Origin of the sequence: Arthrobacter sp. G.S.26, from assembly GCF_050847375.1 — a bacterium.
In the GTDB taxonomy this organism is placed as follows: domain Bacteria; phylum Actinomycetota; class Actinomycetes; order Actinomycetales; family Micrococcaceae; genus Arthrobacter.
The window spans coordinates 3,481,895-3,500,339 of record NZ_CP193752.1 but is presented as its reverse complement, the minus strand read 5'-3'; the positions used below and the strand labels follow the sequence as shown (position 1 = coordinate 3,500,339).

Genomic DNA, 18,445 nt, shown 5'->3' with positions numbered 1-18,445 from the left:
GTATCAGTCGCTCAGCGCGGTGATGGTGAGGGTTGAGGTGTAGGAACCTGCAGCCGTGCCGGCAGGTGCCAGCAGGTTGAGCGCGGCGTTGACGTCAACGGATCCGGCGGTGTGCCCGTTGCCCACCGATGCCAGGACAGCGGAGCTGCCCAGGCCCGGAGCGGCGGGAGCCACTGCCGCACCGGCGGCTGCACCCACGGTGTTGTTGGCCAGCGCCGGGGCCCAGCCCAGGGCGGATGCCGCGAAGGAACCGGCGCCGGAGGTGAACCCGGAGACGCTGCCGCTCAGCGACCAGCCCGACTGCCCGGAGCGCGTGTCCGTCACGGTGATGGTGGGCAGGGCGCCGGTGGCAGCAAACGATCCGGCCTGGTTCTGCTGGGCGCTGCCCAGGTTCACGGCGCCGGTGCCGGCGATGCTCCACTTGAACTCTTCGGGAGTGGTGGGGGTGGTGACGGGGACGTCGACACCGATTTCCACTGCCTGTGAGTCGTCGGACGGCTCCGGGCTGGGGGTGGTGGGTGCCGTCCAGGAGGCCGCCAGCGGGGCAGCGACCTTCTTGGGATCGGCGCCGCCGCCGGAGGAGTACCAGTAGCTTGCCTGGCCGGTCAGCTTCTGGAAATCGATGTACGACTGCGGGAAAGCACCGGCGTTGGCGCCGGTGGTGACCTGGTTGTCCACACCGGTCACCACAACGCCGCGGTAAACGGGAGTGCCGCTGAAGCCGCTCGCGGTCAGGCTGGCATCCGTGAACTTGGCCAGGTCGATCACGCGGGGGCTGATGGCCTCCCACTTGGTGGTGTCCTCCATGCTGGCGCCGTAACCGCTGGCGGTGGCGGTGAGGGTGGCGGTGCCGTCAGCGTTGACCGTCAGTTCAGGATCGGAGGCCGTCCAGTAGGTCAGGCCGCCGTAGAACACCGCTGTGAAGTCGCCGTCCCACTGCACTTTGGCGGTACCGGCAGCGGCGTCCACCACACCGGTTCCCGCGGAGAGGACCACCTGGTTATTGGTGCTGCTGCCGGGGGCCGGCGTGACAGGGGTACCCGCGGCGCCGATGCATTTGGTGGCCCAGGTGGGGGCTACCTTGGTGGCGTTGGGCCCGTCCTTTTCGATGCTGACGTTCCCGGCCGATGCGGCGTAGAAGCCGTCCGCCTCGGTCCAGACACGGCTGGAACCTGTGTTGCCAGCCTTGCCTGCCGACAGGTAGTTGCAGCCGCCGAAGTAGGAGCCGCCGCCGGCTTCCTGGCTCAGGCCCCAGCGCAGGGTGACGTCCGTGATCGAGCTTTCGGCGGCCTGTGCTGCGGGGGCAAAAACCCCGCTGAGGGCGGCCACTGCGGCCGCTGTGCCGAGGGCTGCTGCAAGGCGGCCGGTTGCGGAATGTCGTTTCATGGTTCCTCCGTTGATGCGTTTACGGGATGCGATGGTTTTCCTGAAGCCCCGCCGCGGACAGCGGCGGGAGGTCTTTTGGTGCCGGGCAGGACCAGCCAGCCCCGGCGGAAGCCCAGCATGGCGATGCCGGCCAGGGCGAGAAGGCCTGCCAGTGCCCATAGGAAGGTGTCCCGGAGGTTCACCAGATCCTGGGCCGTGGCAGGAGGTATCAGGCTGTTGCCCAGCCAGGTCGCGGCGGCTGCAACGGCAGTGACTGGCCCGGCCACGGCGGGCAGGGCTGTCGGGGCCGCCGCGTCGGCGCGGGGAACAGGGGCGGGGCCGGCCGCCGTCGGCCGCGGATCCTGGCCGGACGCGGAGCCTGTGCCCGGTGCCGCTTCCGGCGGCGTAACGGCCGGCGGTTGGACGGGGACGGGGTTGGCCGCGTCATAGCTGACGTACAGGGGCAGGGCCGGTTTGGCGTAGTCGCGCAGGCCCCCGGAGGAGTACCAGTAGGCCTGCTGCCCGGTGTTGCCCTGGAAATCGATGAAGTCCTGTGGGAAGGCGCCCCAGTCCGCTCCGGTCCTGGCCTGGGCCGGTCCGTCCGCTCCGGGGGTGGTGGCAACGCCGCGGTAGTCCGGGATGGCGGTGATGCCGTTGGCGCCAAGCTCCACGTTGGAGAGGGTGGCCAGGGTGATGGTGGTGGGCGCAAGTTCCACCCACTTGGCGGCGTTGGCCCGGTCCGAGCCGTAACCGGAGGCCGTGGCGGTCAGGGTTCCCTTGCCGTTGGCGATGTTCAGTTGCGGATCCGTGGCCCACCAATAGGTCAGGCCGCCGTAAAACACCACGCTGAAGGAGCCCTTCCAACCGAGCTGTGCGGTGCCGGCGGCGACGTCCACCCGTCCGGAGCCGGAGCCGAAGACCACTTGCGCGCCGGTGCCTTTTTCCGCCGGACCGGTGCCCACCGCACGGCCGGCAGGGTCCTGGCATCTGTCGTTCCACGTGGATGTTTCCCAGGAACCGCTGCTGGTGGGTTTCTGGATGGTGACGTTGCCGCTTTGGGGGCTGTAGAAGCCGTCGGCCGCCGTCCAGGGCCGGGAACTGCCTGAGTTTCCGGGCACGCCGGCGGACAGGAAGTTGCAGCCGCCAAAGAAGGAGCCGCTGCCGGCTTCGGTGTTGATGCCCCAGCGGAGCTGGCCGTTGGTGGTGTTGCGGTCACCGGTGGCGGGGATGGTCACGGAAATTTCGACGGCGGATCCACTGCCGGTGCCATCCCCGGCGTTGCCATCGCTGGCAGCTGCGCCCGGCGGGGCCAGGCCGGCCAGGGCGCCCAGGGCCAGGGCGGCTGCCGCCGTTGCGGGCCGCCACCATCCGGCGCTCACGCTGTGGCCGCCGAGGTGTTTCCGCGCCGGGGTTTGGTTGCCCGCCGCCGCAGGATGGCGGTGACCAGCGACGTAAGCATCAGAAGGAGCAGGATCCCGCCCGCTGCCAGCACGGCGGAAAGCGGCCACGACCAGCCCGTCCCGGCGTCTGCGGTGGAGGTCTGCGCGTTGAGGAGTGCGGCGTCGGCCACCACGGAGAATTCCGCCTGTGCCGTGGTCCCGGACGCTGCGGCAGCCACCTTGATGACGTGGGTTCCGGCGCGCATGTCTGCGGGAAGCTGGACGGCGCCGGCCACCTCGCCATGCTGCCCGGCAACCAGCGCCCCCGCTCCCACCAGGCCGGCGCTGACGCTGGCGCTGACCTGTTCACCCGGCAGGAAGCCCCGGGCGTTGAAGGTCAACACCCGTCCGGCGATGATGGTTTTGCTGTCCACGCCGAGGGAAGCAGGGCCTGCCGGGACGGCACCCGGTGCAGCCGCCGCGCCGGGGACTACCGAGCTACCGGTTCCTTGGGCCGCGCCGGCCTGCGCCGTTCCGCCCGGGGCTGCGCTGCCGGGGGCCGTGTTCGCTTCCCCGGTTGCCTGCCCCGTGAAACTGATGGGCGTAAAGCTTTCATTTTCCGGGTTGGCCACGCCATGGGCGCCGATGGTGATGATGCCGCAGGTGACCGCCAGGCAGTCCACGGTTTTGCTGGCGCCGGACCTGTCCAGGGCGGAGAACGAGGCCCCGGGGATGGTCAGCTGGACGGACCAGGCCCCGTCAGTACCGAGCGTCCCGCCATTGGCTGAAGCGGCGGTACCGGAACCGGGAAAGGCGATAAAGCGTTGGTAGCCCTGGTTGTCCCTGGCTTCGCTGTCCGGAACGTAGAGGAGGTCAGTGCCGGTTTTGCCGCCCGCACTGGGCTGCCAGGCGCCGTCGCTGACCCAGCCAAAAAATACGTAGACCCCGCCGAAGCCGCCCTGGATGGATTGGAATCCGTTGCCGGTGAGGCTCACGGTGGTGGGACTGCCTGCGGCCGCCTGGTTGCCGCCCAGCGGTGAGCTGATGCTGACCCTGCCGGCGGCCCGGGCTTCCGTGCCTGCCGCAAGCTGGGCGACAGGCAGGGCCATGGCGCCCAGGGTGATGGCTGCCGCAGCCGCGGCGGCGCGCCGGCGGAGGGGGAACTTCATGGCGTTTCCTTTGATGCAGGGACAAGGGGTGCAGGGAGTGGTGCGGCGGGACGCAGCGGCAGGACCGCCAGGCCCCCGGAGCCGGGGTGGTCGATAACCACCACAGGATGCTGGTACACCTCTTCCAGCAGCTCCGCGGTCAGGACCTCGCGGGGGCTGCCTACGGCCCGGACCTTGCCCTGCTGGAGCAGGACGATGCGGTCCGCGTACGCGCTGGCGAGGGACAGGTCATGCAGGACCACCACAACGGCGGCTCCTGAGTCGGCCCGGCGGCGGACTTCGCTGAGCACCAGCTCCTGGTACCGCAGGTCCATGGCCGCGGTTGGTTCGTCCAGCAGCAGCACCGCCGTTTCCTGCGCGAGGGCACGGGCAAACGAGGTGCGGGCCATCTCCCCGCCGGAGAGCGAGGGGAAACTGCGGCCCGTGAGGTTCCCGGTCCGGGTGCGGGCCACTGCCGTGCTGACGGCCCGGCTGTCGCCGGTTTCGTGGCGGGTGTTGTGCCAGGGTGCGCGACCCATCTCGACCACCTGGGCCACGGTGAACGCGAACGACACCCTGGCTTCCTGCAGCTGGACGGCACGGTGGCGCGCCAGGTGGGCCACCGGAATCTTGTCCAGCCTGGTGCCGCCGAGTTCCACGTGGCCTTCCGAGCAGGCCTCGTCCCCGGCCAGTGCCGCCAGGAGTGTGGACTTGCCGGCCCCGTTGGGGCCCACCAGCGCTACGACCTCGCCGGCATGCACAGCCAGGTCGATGCCGGCCAGGATGCGGGTTCCGGCCAGGGTGACCCCCACGCCGAAGGCTGCCAGGGCAGGCGCGGCCGTGGTCTCCCGGGTGGGCGGGGTTTCCGGGTTGGCCCGGGCAGCAGGGACGACGGCGGCCGGCGCCCCGGTTCCGGCGCTCACTGCCAGCCGCCCGCACCGCGGCGGGTACGCCGGATCAGCCAGAAGAAGAACGGGCCGCCCACCAGGGACGTCAGCATCCCGATGGGCAGGTCAGCGAACGGCACCAGGGTGCGGGCGGAGGTGTCCGCCGCCAGCAGGAGGAGCGCGCCGCCCAGGGCGCTGGCCGGCAGCAGGACCCGGTGTCCGGGGCCCACAACCATCCTGATGATGTGCGGCACCACCAGTCCTACAAACGCGATGATGCCGGCGAAGGCGACGGCGGCGCTGGTCAGGATGGCCACCAGGACCACCACCTGGATCCGCAGGCGTTCCACATTCAGGCCAAGGTGCCGGGCCGGGCGCTCGCCGAGGGACAGCAGGTCGAGCTTCCCCGTAAACAACAGGGCGAGGGCAATGCCAACAATGGTGATGGGCCCAACGATGGCCACATGTTCCCACCGGGTGCCGTTCAGGCTGCCCAGCTGCCAGAAGACAATCTGCTCGCGGGCCGACGTGTCGGCCAGGAACGTCATCAAGGCAATGATGGCTCCGCCCACGGCGTTGACGGCGATCCCGGTCAGGACCAGGGTGACCACCTCCGTGCGGCCGCCCTGCCGTGCCGTCACGTAGACCAGTGCCGTGGCAGCGAGCCCGCCCAGGAAGGCGGCCACCACCAGGGTCCAGTTGCCCAGGAAGTCCAGCTGGAAAACGATCGCAATGCAGGCGCCGGCCGCTGCGCCGGAGGAGACGCCCACCACGCCGGGCTCGGCCAGCGGGTTGCTGAACACACCCTGCATCAGGACTCCTGCCGTGGCCAGGGCGCTGCCGATCGCCAGGGCCAGGACCACCCTGGGGAACCTGATGGACCACAGCGCGGACTCGGCATACTGCTGTTGGGGGAGGGGGCCGGCGGGGATGCCGATCCGGTGCAGGACCGAGCCCAGCACCTCACCGGCGCTGATGCCCATCTGGCCCAAGCCTGCGGAGACAAAGACCAGGACCAGGAGCGCCGCGGCCAGCGTGCCGAACAGGAGGCCGGTGCGGGTACGGTTTCCGGCCGGCGTGGTTGGAGCCTGTGCTGCGCCGGTTCCGGTGCCCGATGGTGCAGGCAGGGTCCCGGGGGCGTCGAGCTTCAGGGGCGCCGGCAGCGCCGTGACGGATTGGCGCAGCCCGACGCCGGTCATCCTGCGACCGCCGCGGACGTGCTGGCCGGCGCGTAAATGGCAACGGACAGGGCTTCCAGGACGCTGGCGGTGTTGGGGCCGAAGCTCAGGACGTCGTTGTCCGCCATGTCCACGATCCGGCGCTTTTCCCCGGCCGGGGTGTGGGCAAGCGAGGGGACGCTGGTCAGCAGCCCGTCCACGCCGTCCACCGATTCCAGGCCCTTGGTCATCATGAGCACCACATCCGGCCTGGCCGCCACCAGCGCCTCATCCGTCAGCGGCTGCATGCCCTGCATGCCGGTTTCCGCTGCCACATCCACTCCGCCCAGCGCCGTGATGAGCGAATCGGTACCCGACCCGGGCCCGAACAGGTAGTAGATGCCGGACTGGCCGCGGGCGTAAAGGAATACCATGCGCAGCTTCCTGCCGTCGGGCGGCGTGATCCCGGCAATGGCTGCCGTGATTGCGCTGATGGCGTCGGCGGTCCGCGCGGCCAGCCGATCGCCGTCGGCCGGCACGCCCAGGGCGTCGGCCACCTGCTTGATGAGTGGTCCCACGTTGTCCATGGACCGGTGCGAATCAACCACCACCAGGGGAATCCCGGCTTCCCGCATCTGCAGGACGGCATTCCACGGCCCCAGGCTGGAATCGGTGATGATCACTGTTGGTGCGAGTTCCAGGATGGCTTCGGCGCTGAGTTCGTGGCCGTTCTGCGTCACCAGCGGCAGGCCGGCGATTTCCGGGAAGCCTGAGCTCACGTCACGGCCCACCACGTTGGCGCCCAGTCCCAGTTCGAAGACCGTGCGGGCCGTGGTGCCGTACAGGTCGATGGCCAGGATCCGGCTGGTGTCCGCCACCGTCACCGTGGTGCCCTGGCTGTCCGTGACCGTCGCGGGCAGGACCTGCTCCTGGGGGGAATCCAGCGGGTCAAGGTCCGGGCTGTTGAGCACGGCCGTCGAGGGCCCCACATAGGCCTGGGGATCCTCGAGCACCACGGCATCGCGCAGGGCCACGCCCGGCTTACTGCCAGCGCCTGCCCCGGCAGTTGAACAACCGGCCAGGGCAAGGCACAGGGCGACGGCGGCCACCCACCGAAGGGTCCCGCGCCGGCGGGCAGGGGCTGCTGTCGCACGCCGTGCTGCGGCGTTGACAGCACGCACTGCCGGTCGTTGCGGCTGGTTTTTGAGCATGGTTCTCCCCCGAAGATGGGCATGCTAAAGCCGCACCTGGACGTGTGTTTTATTGGATTCAGGCCGCTGAACAGGCATGATGCAGTCCTGCTGGCGCTAAGGTGAGGCTAGCCTAACATTAAGTTTCAGCATTACGTCACAAAACTCTTACCTAACTCCGAAGAGTGTGACAGAGTGTCATCAAACGCCCCGACCGTGGCGATCCGACCACCCTCACTGGAGTCTCCATGACAGAATTTTCCGAACAGCTCAAGGCGCATACGGCTGCCGCACACCAGCACGCCGAGGACGCCGGATTCGTCACCGAACTCCTCGCCGGCAGGCTGGACCGGGGCCAGGTCGGCGCGTTGCTGCTGCAGAACCTGATCATCTACCGCGCCCTCGAGGAGGCGCTGGCTGCCAACCAGGACCCGCGCCTGCAGGCGTTCGCCGATCCGGCACTGGCACGGGTGCCCGCCCTGGAACAGGACCTCCAGGTGCACTTCGGTGCAGGCTGGGAGAGCTTGCCAGCCGAGGCCAACCTGTACGTGACGCCCGGCGCCCGGGCGTATGCGGACCAATTGGCCGCGATGGGGCCCACGTCCGTGGCATATCTCCTGGCCCACCACTACGTCAGGTACCTGGGGGATCTTTCGGGTGGCCAGATCATTTCCACCCTGGTCCAGCGGCACTACGGACTGGGTCCTGAGGGGCTGAACTTCTACGCCTTCGACGGCGTCGGCAAACTCAAGGCCTACAAGGACGCCTACCGGCAGCGCCTGGATGACGTGGAGCTCTCCGGATCGGAACGCGCCGACGTACTGGCCCACGCCGCCGCCGCGTTCGAAACAAACCGGCAGGTGTTTGTGGATCTGATGGCGCACCGGCTGGGGTCCGGCGTCCCCAGCTGAAACCGACGCGCAAATTCACTGCCGACCCGCATATTCCCAGGCGCACCCGGAATAACGGGGGCGCCAGGGAATCTGCGCGTCGAAAAGTAAACTGCGTCAGGATCCCGGCTTACCCGGCCATTGCCGGCTGGCCCAGGGGTCGTAGTCGGCGATCAGTTCCTCCTGAGCCGGACGCTCCGCCTCCGGAATGTGCTGCAGGTTCACCCGGACCCGGTACCAGAGCGAGCTGGAGCCACGCATCCCGTCCACCAGGACATCCGCCGGCTGCAACGCGGCGACGATGCCGGCGTGCCGGGACTTCCATTCCCCGAGGGCGGCCAGCGCCTCCGGCTTGGTCCGGGTGCGGGCCACCTCCACCAGGGGCATCACCGACTGCCGCCGGCCGGACCCGTCCCCACTGCGCGGCGGCTTTTCCGCGGGCCCGAGTTCTGCGGCCAGCGCCAGCAGCCCGTCGAGGCGGCCCACCGAGGAAGCGATACCGGCGTGGGGATCGCCAATGGCTGCGAACCGTTCCAGCACGGTGCGGACGGTGAACTGCGCGGGCAGGGCGGTACGGACTTCGTCCCAGGTCAGCGGCGTGGAAACCCGCGCGTCCGGCAGGGCCCGGACGGAATAGGCAGAGGCCACGGTGCGGTCCTTGGCGTTCTGGTTGAAGTCCACAAACACGCTCTCGCCGCGCTCCTCCTTCCACCACCGCGCCGTGGCCAGGCCCGGGGCCCGGTTCGCCACCTCGCGGGCCAGGGTCTCGGCAGCCAGCCGGACGTCCCGGTAGGACCACTCCGGGGCGATGCGCACCAGGATGTGGAGTCCCCGGGAACCGCTGGTCTTCGGCCAGCCGGCCAGGCCGACGTCGTCCAGCACCTCCCGCACCACATACCCGACGTCCACGATCCGCGACCAGTCCACGCCGGGCATCGGGTCCAGGTCCACCCGGAGTTCGTCCGGGTGTTCCAGGTCCTCCGCGCGCACCGGGTGCGGATTCAGGTCCAGGCAGCCAAGGTTGACCACCCACGCCAGGCCCGCAGCGTCCCGGATCACTGCCTCCTCCGCCGACGTGCCGGACGCATAGTGCAGCGTGGTGGTGTCAATGAAGGCGGGATGGTTCTCCGGCACCCGCTTCTGGAAAAACGGCTCGGCGTCGATGCCCTTGGGGAAGCGCTTGAGCACCATGGGCCTGCCGCCGGCGCCCCGCAGGGCACCCTCAGCGACGGCCACGTAATACTTCACCACATCCAGCTTGGTCAGCCCGGGTTCCGGGAACACCACCTTGTCCGGGCTCGAGATGCGGACCTCGGCACCGTTAATGGTGAGGACTTCAGCCGGCGTCTTCGACGGGGTCATGCGGCCACGCTAGCAGCCAGGTCAGCCGGCAACCAGCCTTCGCGCCGCCGTCGAATGTTCCGCGATCAGCCCGGCAATGTCGAGGCCCGGGATCTGGCCGTCCACCACCCGCCACTGGCCGCCCACCATCACCCGGTCCGCACGGTCGGCGCCGCAGAGCAGGAGGGCGGCGATGGGATCGTGGCTGCCGGAAAACCGCAGCTCATCCAGGGTGAACAGGGCCAGGTCCGCCTGCATCCCGGGTGCCAGCTGGCCCAGTTCCGGCCGGCCCAGGACCGCCGCCGAGCCACGGGTGGCCCAGCCCAGGGCGCGCTCAACGGGCACGTCCGCGCCGTAGCGGAGGCGCTGGAGGTAGAGCGCCTGGCGTGCTTCCAGGATCATGTTCGAGGCATCGTTGGACGCCGAACCGTCCACACCCAGCCCCACGGGGACGCCGGCGGCCTCCAGTTCCAGGACCCGGGCGGTGCCCGAGGCCAGCCGCATGTTGGAGGTGGGGCAGTGCGCGACGGCGGTGCCCGCGGCGCCCAGCCGGCGGATCTCGTCGTCGCTGAAGTGGATGCCGTGGCCCAGCCAGGTGCGGTCCGTCAGCCAGCCGACACTGTCCAGGTAGTCAACGGTCCGCAGGCCGAACATCTCCCGGCAGAAGTCTTCCTCGTCCAGGGTCTCTGCCAGGTGCGTATGCAGGCGGACGTCCAGGCGGCCGGCCAGCAGGGCACTTTCGGCCATGATTTCCTTGGTGACCGAGAACGGAGAGCACGGGGCCAGGGCAATCTGGATCACGGCGTCCGCACCCCGCTCGTGATACTGGCCGATCAGCCGTTCGCTGTCCGCCAGCACCACCTCCGGAGCCTGCACCGTGGACTGTGGCGGCAGGCCGCCGTCGTCCGTTCCCAGCGTCATGGACCCGCGCGTAAGGGTGGCGCGCATGCCAAGCCGCCGCACAGCCTCCACCTCGATGTCGATGGCGTGTTCCAGGCCGTCCGGGAAGAGGTAGTGGTGGTCCGCGGCGGTGGTGCACCCGGACAGCAGGAGCTCGGCCAGGGCCACTGTCGCGGCGAGTTCGAGGTCCCGCGGTGTCAGCCGGGCCCATACGGGGTACAGGTTCTGCAGCCACGGGAACAACGGCGCGTTGGCCACGGGCCCCCAGGCGCGGGTGAGCGTTTGGTAAAAGTGGTGGTGCGTGTTGATCAGGCCCGGCATCAGGACGTGCCGGCCGGCGTCGAACGTGGTCTCGCAGGGCGTGGCGGGCTGCTGGCCCGCGGCCAGGACCTCCACGATCACGCCGCCGCTGACCACTATGCCGCCCGAGGCGTCCAGGTGGTTGGCGGTGAAAGCCGCCTGCGGGTTCCGGATCCAGAGGCGCTGGTTGCCGGCGGAAGGAGTGGGCTGGGTCATGGGGCTGTCCTTGTCTGAGCGAAGCGGCGGTAAATCCAGCTCAGTGAAGCCCTGTCTGCTGATCCAGGTGACCGCAGCGATGTGCGGCTGGGTCCAGCGTAGGGAACGCCGGCGGTGGCCGTCAACGGCCCGAATGTGACCGGCCGGTCTGTTGGCGGGAGGGACGGGCGGACCGGGGCCTGGAACGGCGGCTTGAAGCGGCGGCGGAAATCCCACGCCGTGAGCCAGCCGAAACATGAATTTCACATTGCGAAATTAAGTTTCCAGAAACTATGGCGCGGACCACAGGTGTGGTGCTAATCTCAATTTGCCAAAGGCGGGCACCCGGACCCCGGGAAGCTATCTACCAGGCGCAACTTAACCTTCACAGCAAATGCTGAAGCCTGGTAACCGTCGCACCTGGTCCCCTTGGTCCTGCACCCGGCTATCCGGCTTCCCGGCAAAGGGAGTCGCATCATGAGTACCACCGTCACGGCCGAACAGTTTTTGGCCAGATCCATCAGGCTGGCAACAGCCAACGTCCTCAACAGCGGCGGGCCCTTCGGCGCCATGATCGTCACCGCGGACGGAAAGACGTTTGATGGCGTCAACCGGGTCACCGCGGACAACGATCCCACGGCCCACGCAGAAGTCACCGCGATCCGCACCGCGTGCCGGGAGCTCGGCACGTTCGACCTCAGCGGAGCCGTCCTCTACACCAGCTGCGAGCCGTGCCCCATGTGCCTCGCCTCGGCCCTCTGGGCCCGCGTGGAACGGGTGGTGTTTGCCGCCGGCCGGCATGACGCCGCCTCCGTGGGATTCGATGACGCAGTCTTTTACGAGTACTTCGAAAACCAGGACCGGGATGCCCTGATGCCCGTGTCCAAACTGGTGCTGGCCGGCCCCGACGCCCCGGCGCCGCTGGAGCCGTTCAACACCTGGAACACGCTCGAATCCAGGATTGATTACTAGGCCCGGTGGCTGAGATGACTATTTTGGACAATTCACACGGGGAGCAACCGGCTCCGCAGGCACGCACCACCCAGGCGCCCACGCCGCCGGAAAATTTCCTGGACCGCTTCTTCCAGATCACCAAGCGTGGATCCACCCTGGCCCGCGAATTCCGCGGCGGCCTGGTCACGTTCTTCACCATGGCGTATATCGTGATCCTCAACCCCCTGATCCTGGGCGGGTTCAGCGCGGACAACGCCCCCACGGATGTGGCCGGCGGCTGGCTGTCCGCCGCACAGGTGGGCGCCGTCACCGGCCTCACCGCCGGCGTTATGACCATCCTGTTCGGGCTGGTGGCAAACCTGCCGTTCGGACTGGCCGCCGGGCTGGGCATCAACTCCTTCCTGGCCGTCTCCGTAATCCAGGAAGTCACCTGGGCCGAGGCCATGGGACTGGTGGTGATCAACGGCATCCTGATCGTCCTGTTCGGCGTCACCGGTGCCCGGACCGCGATCTTCCGGGCCGTCCCCAAGGAACTCAAGGCCGCCATCACGGTGGGCATCGGCCTGTTCATCGCCTTCATCGGCTTTGTGGACTCCGGTTTCGTCCGGCCCACGGCAGGCGGCCCGCCCGTCCAGCTTGGCGACGGCGGCTCCATTACCTCCATCCCCACCCTGGTTTTTGTGGTGGGCCTGCTCGCCATGGGCATCCTCGTGGCGCGGAAGGTCCAGGGCGGCCTGCTGATCGGCATCGTGGCCACCACGTTCCTGGCAGCCGTCGTGGAAGCCTTCCTGAAGATCGGCCCGGCCAGCGCCACCAACCCCGGCGGCTGGCACTTGAACACGCCGGTCCTCTCCGGCCAGCTGGTCTCGGCACCGGACTTTGGCCTGGTGGGCCAGTTCGACGTGTTCGGTGCGTTCGGCCGGATCGGCGGACTCGCCGCCACCATGCTGGTCTTCACCCTGGTGTTCACCAACTTCTTCGACGCCATGGGCACCATGACCGGCCTGGCCAAGAGCGCCGGCGTCGCCCATAAGGACGGGACGTTCCCGCGCCTCAAGTCGGCCTTCATTGTGGAAGGCTTCGGCGCCGTGGCCGGCGGAGCAACCTCAGGATCCTCCAACACCGTCTATATCGACTCCGCGGCAGGGATCGGCGAAGGCGCCCGCACCGGCCTGGCGTCGGTGGTCACCGGTGTCCTGTTCCTGGGTTCGATGTTCCTCACGCCGCTCACCAGCGTGGTCCCGATTGAGGTGGCGGCCGCAGCCCTGGTGGTGGTGGGCGCCATGATGATGGCCCAGATCCGCGAGATCAAGTTCACCAAGTTCACGGTGGCACTGCCGGCCTTCCTCACCATCGTGACCATGCCGCTGAGCTACTCGATCGCCAACGGCATCGGGGTGGGCTTCGTCAGCTGGGCGATCATCGGCGCGGCATCCGGGAAGGCGAAAAAGATCCATCCGCTGATGTGGGTGGTCAGCGCCGGCTTCCTGGTCTACTTCGCCCGCGGGCCCATCAACGCCCTGCTGGGCGCCTGACCCGCGCGGTTCCTTCCCCCAACCACCCCTGACCGACGACAATATGGACACCACCGCCGCGCGGCAGAAGGAGCACCGACATGCTTGACCTGATCCCTTCACTGCGCGGCTGGGTGCCCACCGTTGCCAGCGGACCGTTCGCGGTGGCCACCATCGTGGCGGCCACCGGATCGGTTCCCCGGCCCGTGGGAACGTCCATGCTGGTCGCCGGCAGCGGGTCCATCCTGGGCAGCCTCTCCGGCGGCTGCGTGGAAGGCGCCGTGGTGGCGCTGGCCATGGCGGCAATGGACGACGCCGGCCCCCGCCGGCAGCGGTTCGGTTTCAGTTCCGCTGATGCCTTCGCCGCCGGGCTCACCTGCGGGGGCGAGCTGGACATCCACGTCGAGCCCGTCCCCGCCGTGGATCCGGGCGGGATGGCTGCCTGCCAGCCGCTCCGGACCGCGCTTGTGGCCCTGGCAGCAACCGGCCCGGACCAGCCCGTGGGACTGGTCCGGCGGCTGGCCGTCCCCGGCCGGCCAGGCCAGGCAGTGGTGGTCAGCAATCCCGGTGAAGCATCTGCTGTCCTGCCCGGCCTGGCGGAACTGTGCAACCAGCAGGACCGCCGGGCCGGAGCCTGGCCGGCGCCGCTGGCCCAGGCCGCTGCCCTGCTCCGCCGCGGCGGAGCAGGGCTGGTGGGGCTGACCCAGGCAGGCTCCTGCCCGCCGGACCTGCACAGCCAGGAGCCGGCGTCGGCCGTCCTGCTGGTGGAATCCCGCATCGCGGCACCCCGGATGCTGGTGTTTGGCGCCAACGACTTCGGCGCCGCACTGCTCCCCGCCGCCAAGCTGCTGGGCTACCACGTCACCCTGGTGGACGCCCGGCCGGCTTTTGCCGCCCAGCCCCGCTTCGCGGCCGCCGACCAGGTGGTGGCGCAATGGCCGCACCGCTACCTGGCCGATGAAGCGGCGGCCGGCCGGCTGGATGGCCGCACCGTGGCCGCCGTCCTGTCCCACGACCCCAAATTCGACCTGCCGCTGCTGGAAACGGCGCTGGCCCTTGACCTCGCCTATGTTGGCGCCATGGGGTCGCGCCGGAGCCACCTTCAACGGGTGGACGACCTGCTTGGCGCGGGAATCCCGGCGCACCGGATCGCCCGGCTGCATTCACCCATCGGACTGGACCTCGGCGCCGAAACCCCCGCGGAAGTGGCAGTGTCCATCACCGCCGAACTGATCGCCGCCCGCAGCCGTGCCGCCACCGGCATGCCCCTGCGCGAGGCAAGCGGTCCCATCCATCACCTACTCGCTGCATCTGCAGCCCCTATGACCCAGCAGGAGATCGCATGGACATGAACACCATTGAGGCAGTGGTTCCCACCGATGACCCCGCGCAGTGGCGCGACGGCGATGCCTGGCTGGCCGGCGGCACCGTCCTCTTCTCCTACGGCAGCTACGCGTTTGGCCCCGAGCCGCTCACACGCCTTCTCGACCTGGGCAGCGCCGGGTGGACGCCGGTCACTGTAACGGACACCGGAATTGAACTCGCCGCCACATGCACGGTGGCGGAACTGTATGCGCTGCCCGCGGCCGTGACCGGCCGTTCCTGGCCCGGGCTGGACCTCATCCGGCCCTGCTGCGACTCCTTTGTTGCCTCCTTCAAGGTGTGGAACATGTCCACCGTGGGCGGCAACATCTGCACCTCCCTGCCGGCGGGCCCCGTCACGTCACTGTGCGCGGGACTGGACGGCGTGGCCACCATCCTGGGCCCCGGCGGCTCCAGCCGGACCCTGCCGGTGGCTGACCTGGTCACCGGCGACGCCACCAATGCGCTGGCACCCGGCGAACTCCTGCGCAGCATCCACCTGCCGGCGTCGGCACTGTCTGGCCGGGTGGCATTCCGGCGACTGTCACTGAGCAACCTGGGCCGGTCCGGGGTGCTGCTGGTGGGAAGGCTCGACGGCGGGACCGCCCTGGTGCTGACCGTCACCGCCGCCACTACCCGGCCCGTCCAGCTGCGGTTCGAGGGCATCCCGGCGGCCCCGGCCCTGGCCGCTGCCCTGGATGACGCGATCGCCCCCGACCTGTACCACTCCGATATCCACGGCCTGCCGGACTGGCGCCGCGACATGACTCACCTCCTCGCCGAGGAGATCCGCGCCGAACTCGGCGCACCGGAAGGAACGCCCGGCCTGCAGGTCTCCGGCGACTTCTGGCCGCCGCAGCCCGGGTCCACGCCGACCGCAGCGGTCCCGCCAGGGCCCATCCCGGCTGGATCGATCCCGCCTGCGTCCGGCACCACCAACCAGGAAGGGGCCTGAGCATGGCCATCAGCATCAACGGAACGGCCGCAGACGCTGCGCCCCGCCCGGGCCAGTGCCTCCGGACGTTCCTGCGCGAGCAAGGCAACTCCGGCGTCAAAAAGGGCTGCGACGGCGGGGACTGCGGCGCCTGCACCGTCCACGTTGACGGCACCCCGGTGCACAGTTGCATCTACCCGGCAGTCCGGGCGGAGGGCCACGCCGTGACCACCATCGAGGGGCTGGCCGCCACCGCGGCCGAACCCTCGGAGTCTGGGCTCCACCCGGTCCAGCAGCAGTTTATGGAGCGGCAAGGCTTCCAGTGCGGGTTCTGCACCGCCGGCATGCTGATGACAGCGGCAACCTTCGACGCCGAGCAGGAAAGCAACCTGCCCCGCAGTCTCAAGGGCAACCTCTGCCGGTGCACCGGCTACCGGGCCATCGGGGACGCGATCTGCGGCCACGCCGGGCACCCCGCGCCGGAGGGGCCCGGCTCGGGCATCGCCGGGGACAGCCAGCCCGATCCGGTCCCCGGCCAGTTGGGCGACGACGTCCCCGCGCCCGCCAGCCGGGCAGTGGTCACCGGCGCCGCCCGCTACACGCTGGACCTCCCTGTGGCGGAGCAGCAGGCGCTGCTGCACCTGAAGATCCTGCGCTCCCCGCACGCCTCCGCCCGGGTCCTGTCCGTCGACGCCGCCGCTGCGCTGGAAATTCCCGGCGTCGTGGCCGTCCTGACCTCGGCCGACGCCCCGGAGCAGCTCTTTTCCACCGCCCAGCACGAACTTTTCACCGATGACCCGGACGACACCCGGGTCCTCGACGACGTGGTCCGTTTCATCGGGCAGCGGGTGGCCGCCGTCGTTGCGGAAACGGTGGCCGCCGCGGAGGCCGGCGTCCGGGCCCTGGCTGTTAATTACGAGGTGCTGCCTGCCGTGTTTTCACCGCAGGACGCCCTGCAGCCCGGCGCCCCGCAGGTCCACGGCGACAAGGACGGTCCCATCGCCCGGATTTCCCGGCCGGACCGCAACGTGGTGGCCGAGCTCCACTCTGAGCTGGGCAGCGTGGCGGACGGTTTCGCAGCTGCCGACTTCATCCACGAACAGACCTACCGCACCCAGCGCGTCCAGCACGTGGCGCTGGAAACCCACGCAGCCATCGCCTCCGTGGACCCAGCGGGCCGGCTCCAGGTCCGCACCTCCAGCCAGGTCCCCTTCCTGGTCCGGCGGACCCTCTGCCGTATATTCGGGCTCCCCGAGGACGGCGTCCATGTGGTGGCAGGCCGCGTGGGCGGCGGTTTTGGCGGAAAGCAGGAAGTCCTCACCGAGGACCTCGTGGCGCTCGCGGCCCTGCAGCTGGGCCGGCCGGTCCAACTGGAACTGACCCGCACCGAGCAGTTCACCGCCACCACCACCCGGCATCCGTTCACCATCGCACTGAAGGCCGGTGCCAGCGCCGACGGCCGGCTGACAGCACTGGAACTGGACGTGGTCACCAACACCGGCGCGTACGGCAACCACGGTCCGGGGGTGATGTTCCACGGCTGCGGCGAATCGCTCAGTGTCTATAAATGCGCCAACAAAAAGGTGGACGCGCACTCGGTGTACACCAATACCGTCCCGGCCGGGGCGTTCCGCGGTTACGGGCTCAGCCAGATGATCTTCGCCATCGAATCGGCAATGGATGAGCTGGCCACGGGCATCGGCATGGATCCGCAGGAGTTCCGCCGCCGGAACATGGTCCGGGAAGGGGATGACATGCTGTCCACCCAGCCCGAACCGGAGGAGGACGTCCACTACGGCAGTTACGGGCTGGACCAGTGCCTGGACCTGGTCCGGGATGCGCTGCAGCGCGGCCAGGACAGGTACCGCGAGGCCGGACTTGATGACCTTGGCCCGGACTGGCTGGTGGGGGAGGGCCAGGCGCTGTCCATGATTGACACCGTCCCGCCGCGGGGCCACTTTGCCCACTCGAAGATCCGGCTCCTGCCGGACGGGACGTACCAGGCCGACGTCGGCACGGCGGAATTCGGGAACGGCACCACCACCGTGCACGCCCAGCTGGCGGCCACCGCGCTCGCCACGGAGTCCACCCGTGTGCAGGTCCGGCAGTCCGATACGGACCTGATCGAGCACGACACGGGGGCCTTCGGCTCCGCCGGGACGGTGGTGGCCGGCAAAGCCACCCTGGCCGCGGCGGAGGAACTGGCCGTCCGGATCCGGGCGTTTGCCGCCGGGATCCGGCAAACCCAGGCCTCGGCCTGCGTCATCCACGGCGCCACGGTGGTGTGTGACGGAACCGACGTGCCACTGACGGAGCTTGCGGCGGCGGCCGCGGAAGCCGGCGTCGAACTTGCCGCCGAAGGGCGCTGGGGCGGCACCCCGCGGTCCGTGGCGTTCAACGTCCACGGCTTCCGGGTGGCCGTGAACCGGAACACGGGCGAGCTGAAAATCCTGCAAAGCGTGCAGGCAGCCGACGCCGGCGTGGTGGTCAACCCACGGCAGTGCCGGGGGCAGATCGAGGGCGGGATCGCCCAGGCGATCGGCGCGACGCTGTATGAGGAGGTGGTGGTGGACGACGCCGGCCGCGTCACCACCGACATCCTGCGCCAGTACCACATCCCCACCTTCGCCGACGTGCCCCGGAGCGAGGTTTACTTCGCTGACACCAACGACTCCACGGGCCCGCTGGGCGCCAAATCCATGAGCGAAAGCCCGTTCAATCCGGTGGCACCCGCGCTGGCCAACGCCATCCGGAACGCCACCGGGGTGCGGTTCGCGCAACTGCCCATCGCCCGCGACCGGATCTACCTGGGGCTCCGGGAAGCGGGCAAGGTCCCGGCGGCGGAAGCGGGGGTGGGGCAGGGGCACCTGGTTTCCTGACCCCCGTCGCCCCATCACCCCTCCTCGTTGCCCTATCACCCCTCCTCGTT

General features: G+C 69.4%; 14 protein-coding genes. 6 read left to right on the top strand and 8 right to left on the bottom strand.

All coding sequences use genetic code 11. The features are described 5' to 3' along the window. Positions 1-3: 3 nt before the first annotated feature. From ACRB8A_RS16055 to ACRB8A_RS16030, 6 genes are read right to left on the bottom strand one after another with little or no spacing between them, the layout of a single operon-like run. The gene (locus ACRB8A_RS16055) at positions 4-1,386 is read right to left on the bottom strand and encodes a hypothetical protein (RefSeq protein ID WP_432245094.1); all 1,383 of its coding nucleotides are present in this window, start codon (positions 1,384-1,386) and stop codon (positions 4-6) included. Then, a complete protein-coding gene (locus ACRB8A_RS16050) occupies positions 1,383-2,744 on the bottom strand; it encodes a hypothetical protein (RefSeq protein WP_432245093.1) in 1,362 nt (453 codons plus the stop codon). Before ACRB8A_RS16050 ends, ACRB8A_RS16055 begins: the two co-directional genes overlap by 4 nt. Further along, a complete protein-coding gene (locus ACRB8A_RS16045) occupies positions 2,741-3,913 on the bottom strand; it encodes a hypothetical protein (protein WP_432245092.1) in 1,173 nt (390 codons plus the stop codon). The genes ACRB8A_RS16050 and ACRB8A_RS16045 overlap by 4 nt, the downstream gene beginning before the upstream one ends. Further along, positions 3,910-4,815: a heme ABC transporter ATP-binding protein gene (locus tag ACRB8A_RS16040; protein WP_285241713.1), complete on the bottom strand. Its 906-nt coding sequence runs from the start codon at positions 4,813-4,815 to the stop codon at positions 3,910-3,912. The genes ACRB8A_RS16045 and ACRB8A_RS16040 overlap by 4 nt, the downstream gene beginning before the upstream one ends. After that, positions 4,812-5,978 (bottom strand): FecCD family ABC transporter permease, encoded by a 1,167-nt coding sequence (locus ACRB8A_RS16035; protein WP_285241712.1) that lies wholly within the window; start codon positions 5,976-5,978, stop codon positions 4,812-4,814. Before ACRB8A_RS16035 ends, ACRB8A_RS16040 begins: the two co-directional genes overlap by 4 nt. After that, a complete protein-coding gene (locus ACRB8A_RS16030; protein ID WP_432245091.1) occupies positions 5,975-7,147 on the bottom strand; it encodes a heme/hemin ABC transporter substrate-binding protein in 1,173 nt (390 codons plus the stop codon). The genes ACRB8A_RS16035 and ACRB8A_RS16030 overlap by 4 nt, the downstream gene beginning before the upstream one ends. Before the next feature lie 227 nt (positions 7,148-7,374). Between ACRB8A_RS16030 and ACRB8A_RS16025 the strand changes: the two genes are divergently transcribed. Next, positions 7,375-8,037, top strand: coding sequence for a heme oxygenase (biliverdin-producing) (locus tag ACRB8A_RS16025; RefSeq protein ID WP_285241711.1), 663 nt, complete (start codon positions 7,375-7,377; stop codon positions 8,035-8,037). Positions 8,038-8,133: 96 nt separating this feature from the next. Here ACRB8A_RS16025 and ligD read toward each other — a convergent pair whose 3' ends face one another. After that, positions 8,134-9,378, bottom strand: a complete 1,245-nt coding sequence (gene ligD / locus ACRB8A_RS16020) for a non-homologous end-joining DNA ligase (protein ID WP_285241710.1) — start codon at positions 9,376-9,378, stop codon at positions 8,134-8,136. 21 nt (positions 9,379-9,399) lie between these two features. Next, positions 9,400-10,773 carry an 8-oxoguanine deaminase gene (locus tag ACRB8A_RS16015; protein ID WP_050685137.1) on the bottom strand — a complete coding sequence of 458 codons (1,374 nt, stop codon included), beginning with the start codon at positions 10,771-10,773 and terminating at the stop codon, positions 9,400-9,402. Between the two features lie 456 nt (positions 10,774-11,229). Here ACRB8A_RS16015 and ACRB8A_RS16010 point away from each other — a divergent pair, with 456 nt between their 5' ends. The 5 genes from ACRB8A_RS16010 to ACRB8A_RS15990 all read left to right on the top strand — a co-directional run bounded on the left by ACRB8A_RS16010 (position 11,230) and on the right by ACRB8A_RS15990 (position 18,395). Next, a complete protein-coding gene (locus ACRB8A_RS16010) occupies positions 11,230-11,724 on the top strand; it encodes a nucleoside deaminase (RefSeq protein WP_050685138.1) in 495 nt (164 codons plus the stop codon). 14 nt (positions 11,725-11,738) lie between these two features. Further along, positions 11,739-13,241 carry an NCS2 family permease gene (locus ACRB8A_RS16005; RefSeq protein ID WP_050685139.1) on the top strand — a complete coding sequence of 501 codons (1,503 nt, stop codon included), beginning with the start codon at positions 11,739-11,741 and terminating at the stop codon, positions 13,239-13,241. A gap of 80 nt (positions 13,242-13,321) precedes the next feature. Further along, a complete protein-coding gene (locus tag ACRB8A_RS16000; RefSeq protein WP_285241709.1) occupies positions 13,322-14,572 on the top strand; it encodes an XdhC family protein in 1,251 nt (416 codons plus the stop codon). After that, positions 14,563-15,537 (top strand): FAD binding domain-containing protein, encoded by a 975-nt coding sequence (locus ACRB8A_RS15995; protein ID WP_285241708.1) that lies wholly within the window; start codon positions 14,563-14,565, stop codon positions 15,535-15,537. Before ACRB8A_RS16000 ends, ACRB8A_RS15995 begins: the two co-directional genes overlap by 10 nt. Before the next feature lie 2 nt (positions 15,538-15,539). Then, positions 15,540-18,395 carry a molybdopterin-dependent oxidoreductase gene (locus tag ACRB8A_RS15990; protein WP_285241707.1) on the top strand — a complete coding sequence of 952 codons (2,856 nt, stop codon included), beginning with the start codon at positions 15,540-15,542 and terminating at the stop codon, positions 18,393-18,395. Positions 18,396-18,445: the final 50 nt, after the last annotated feature.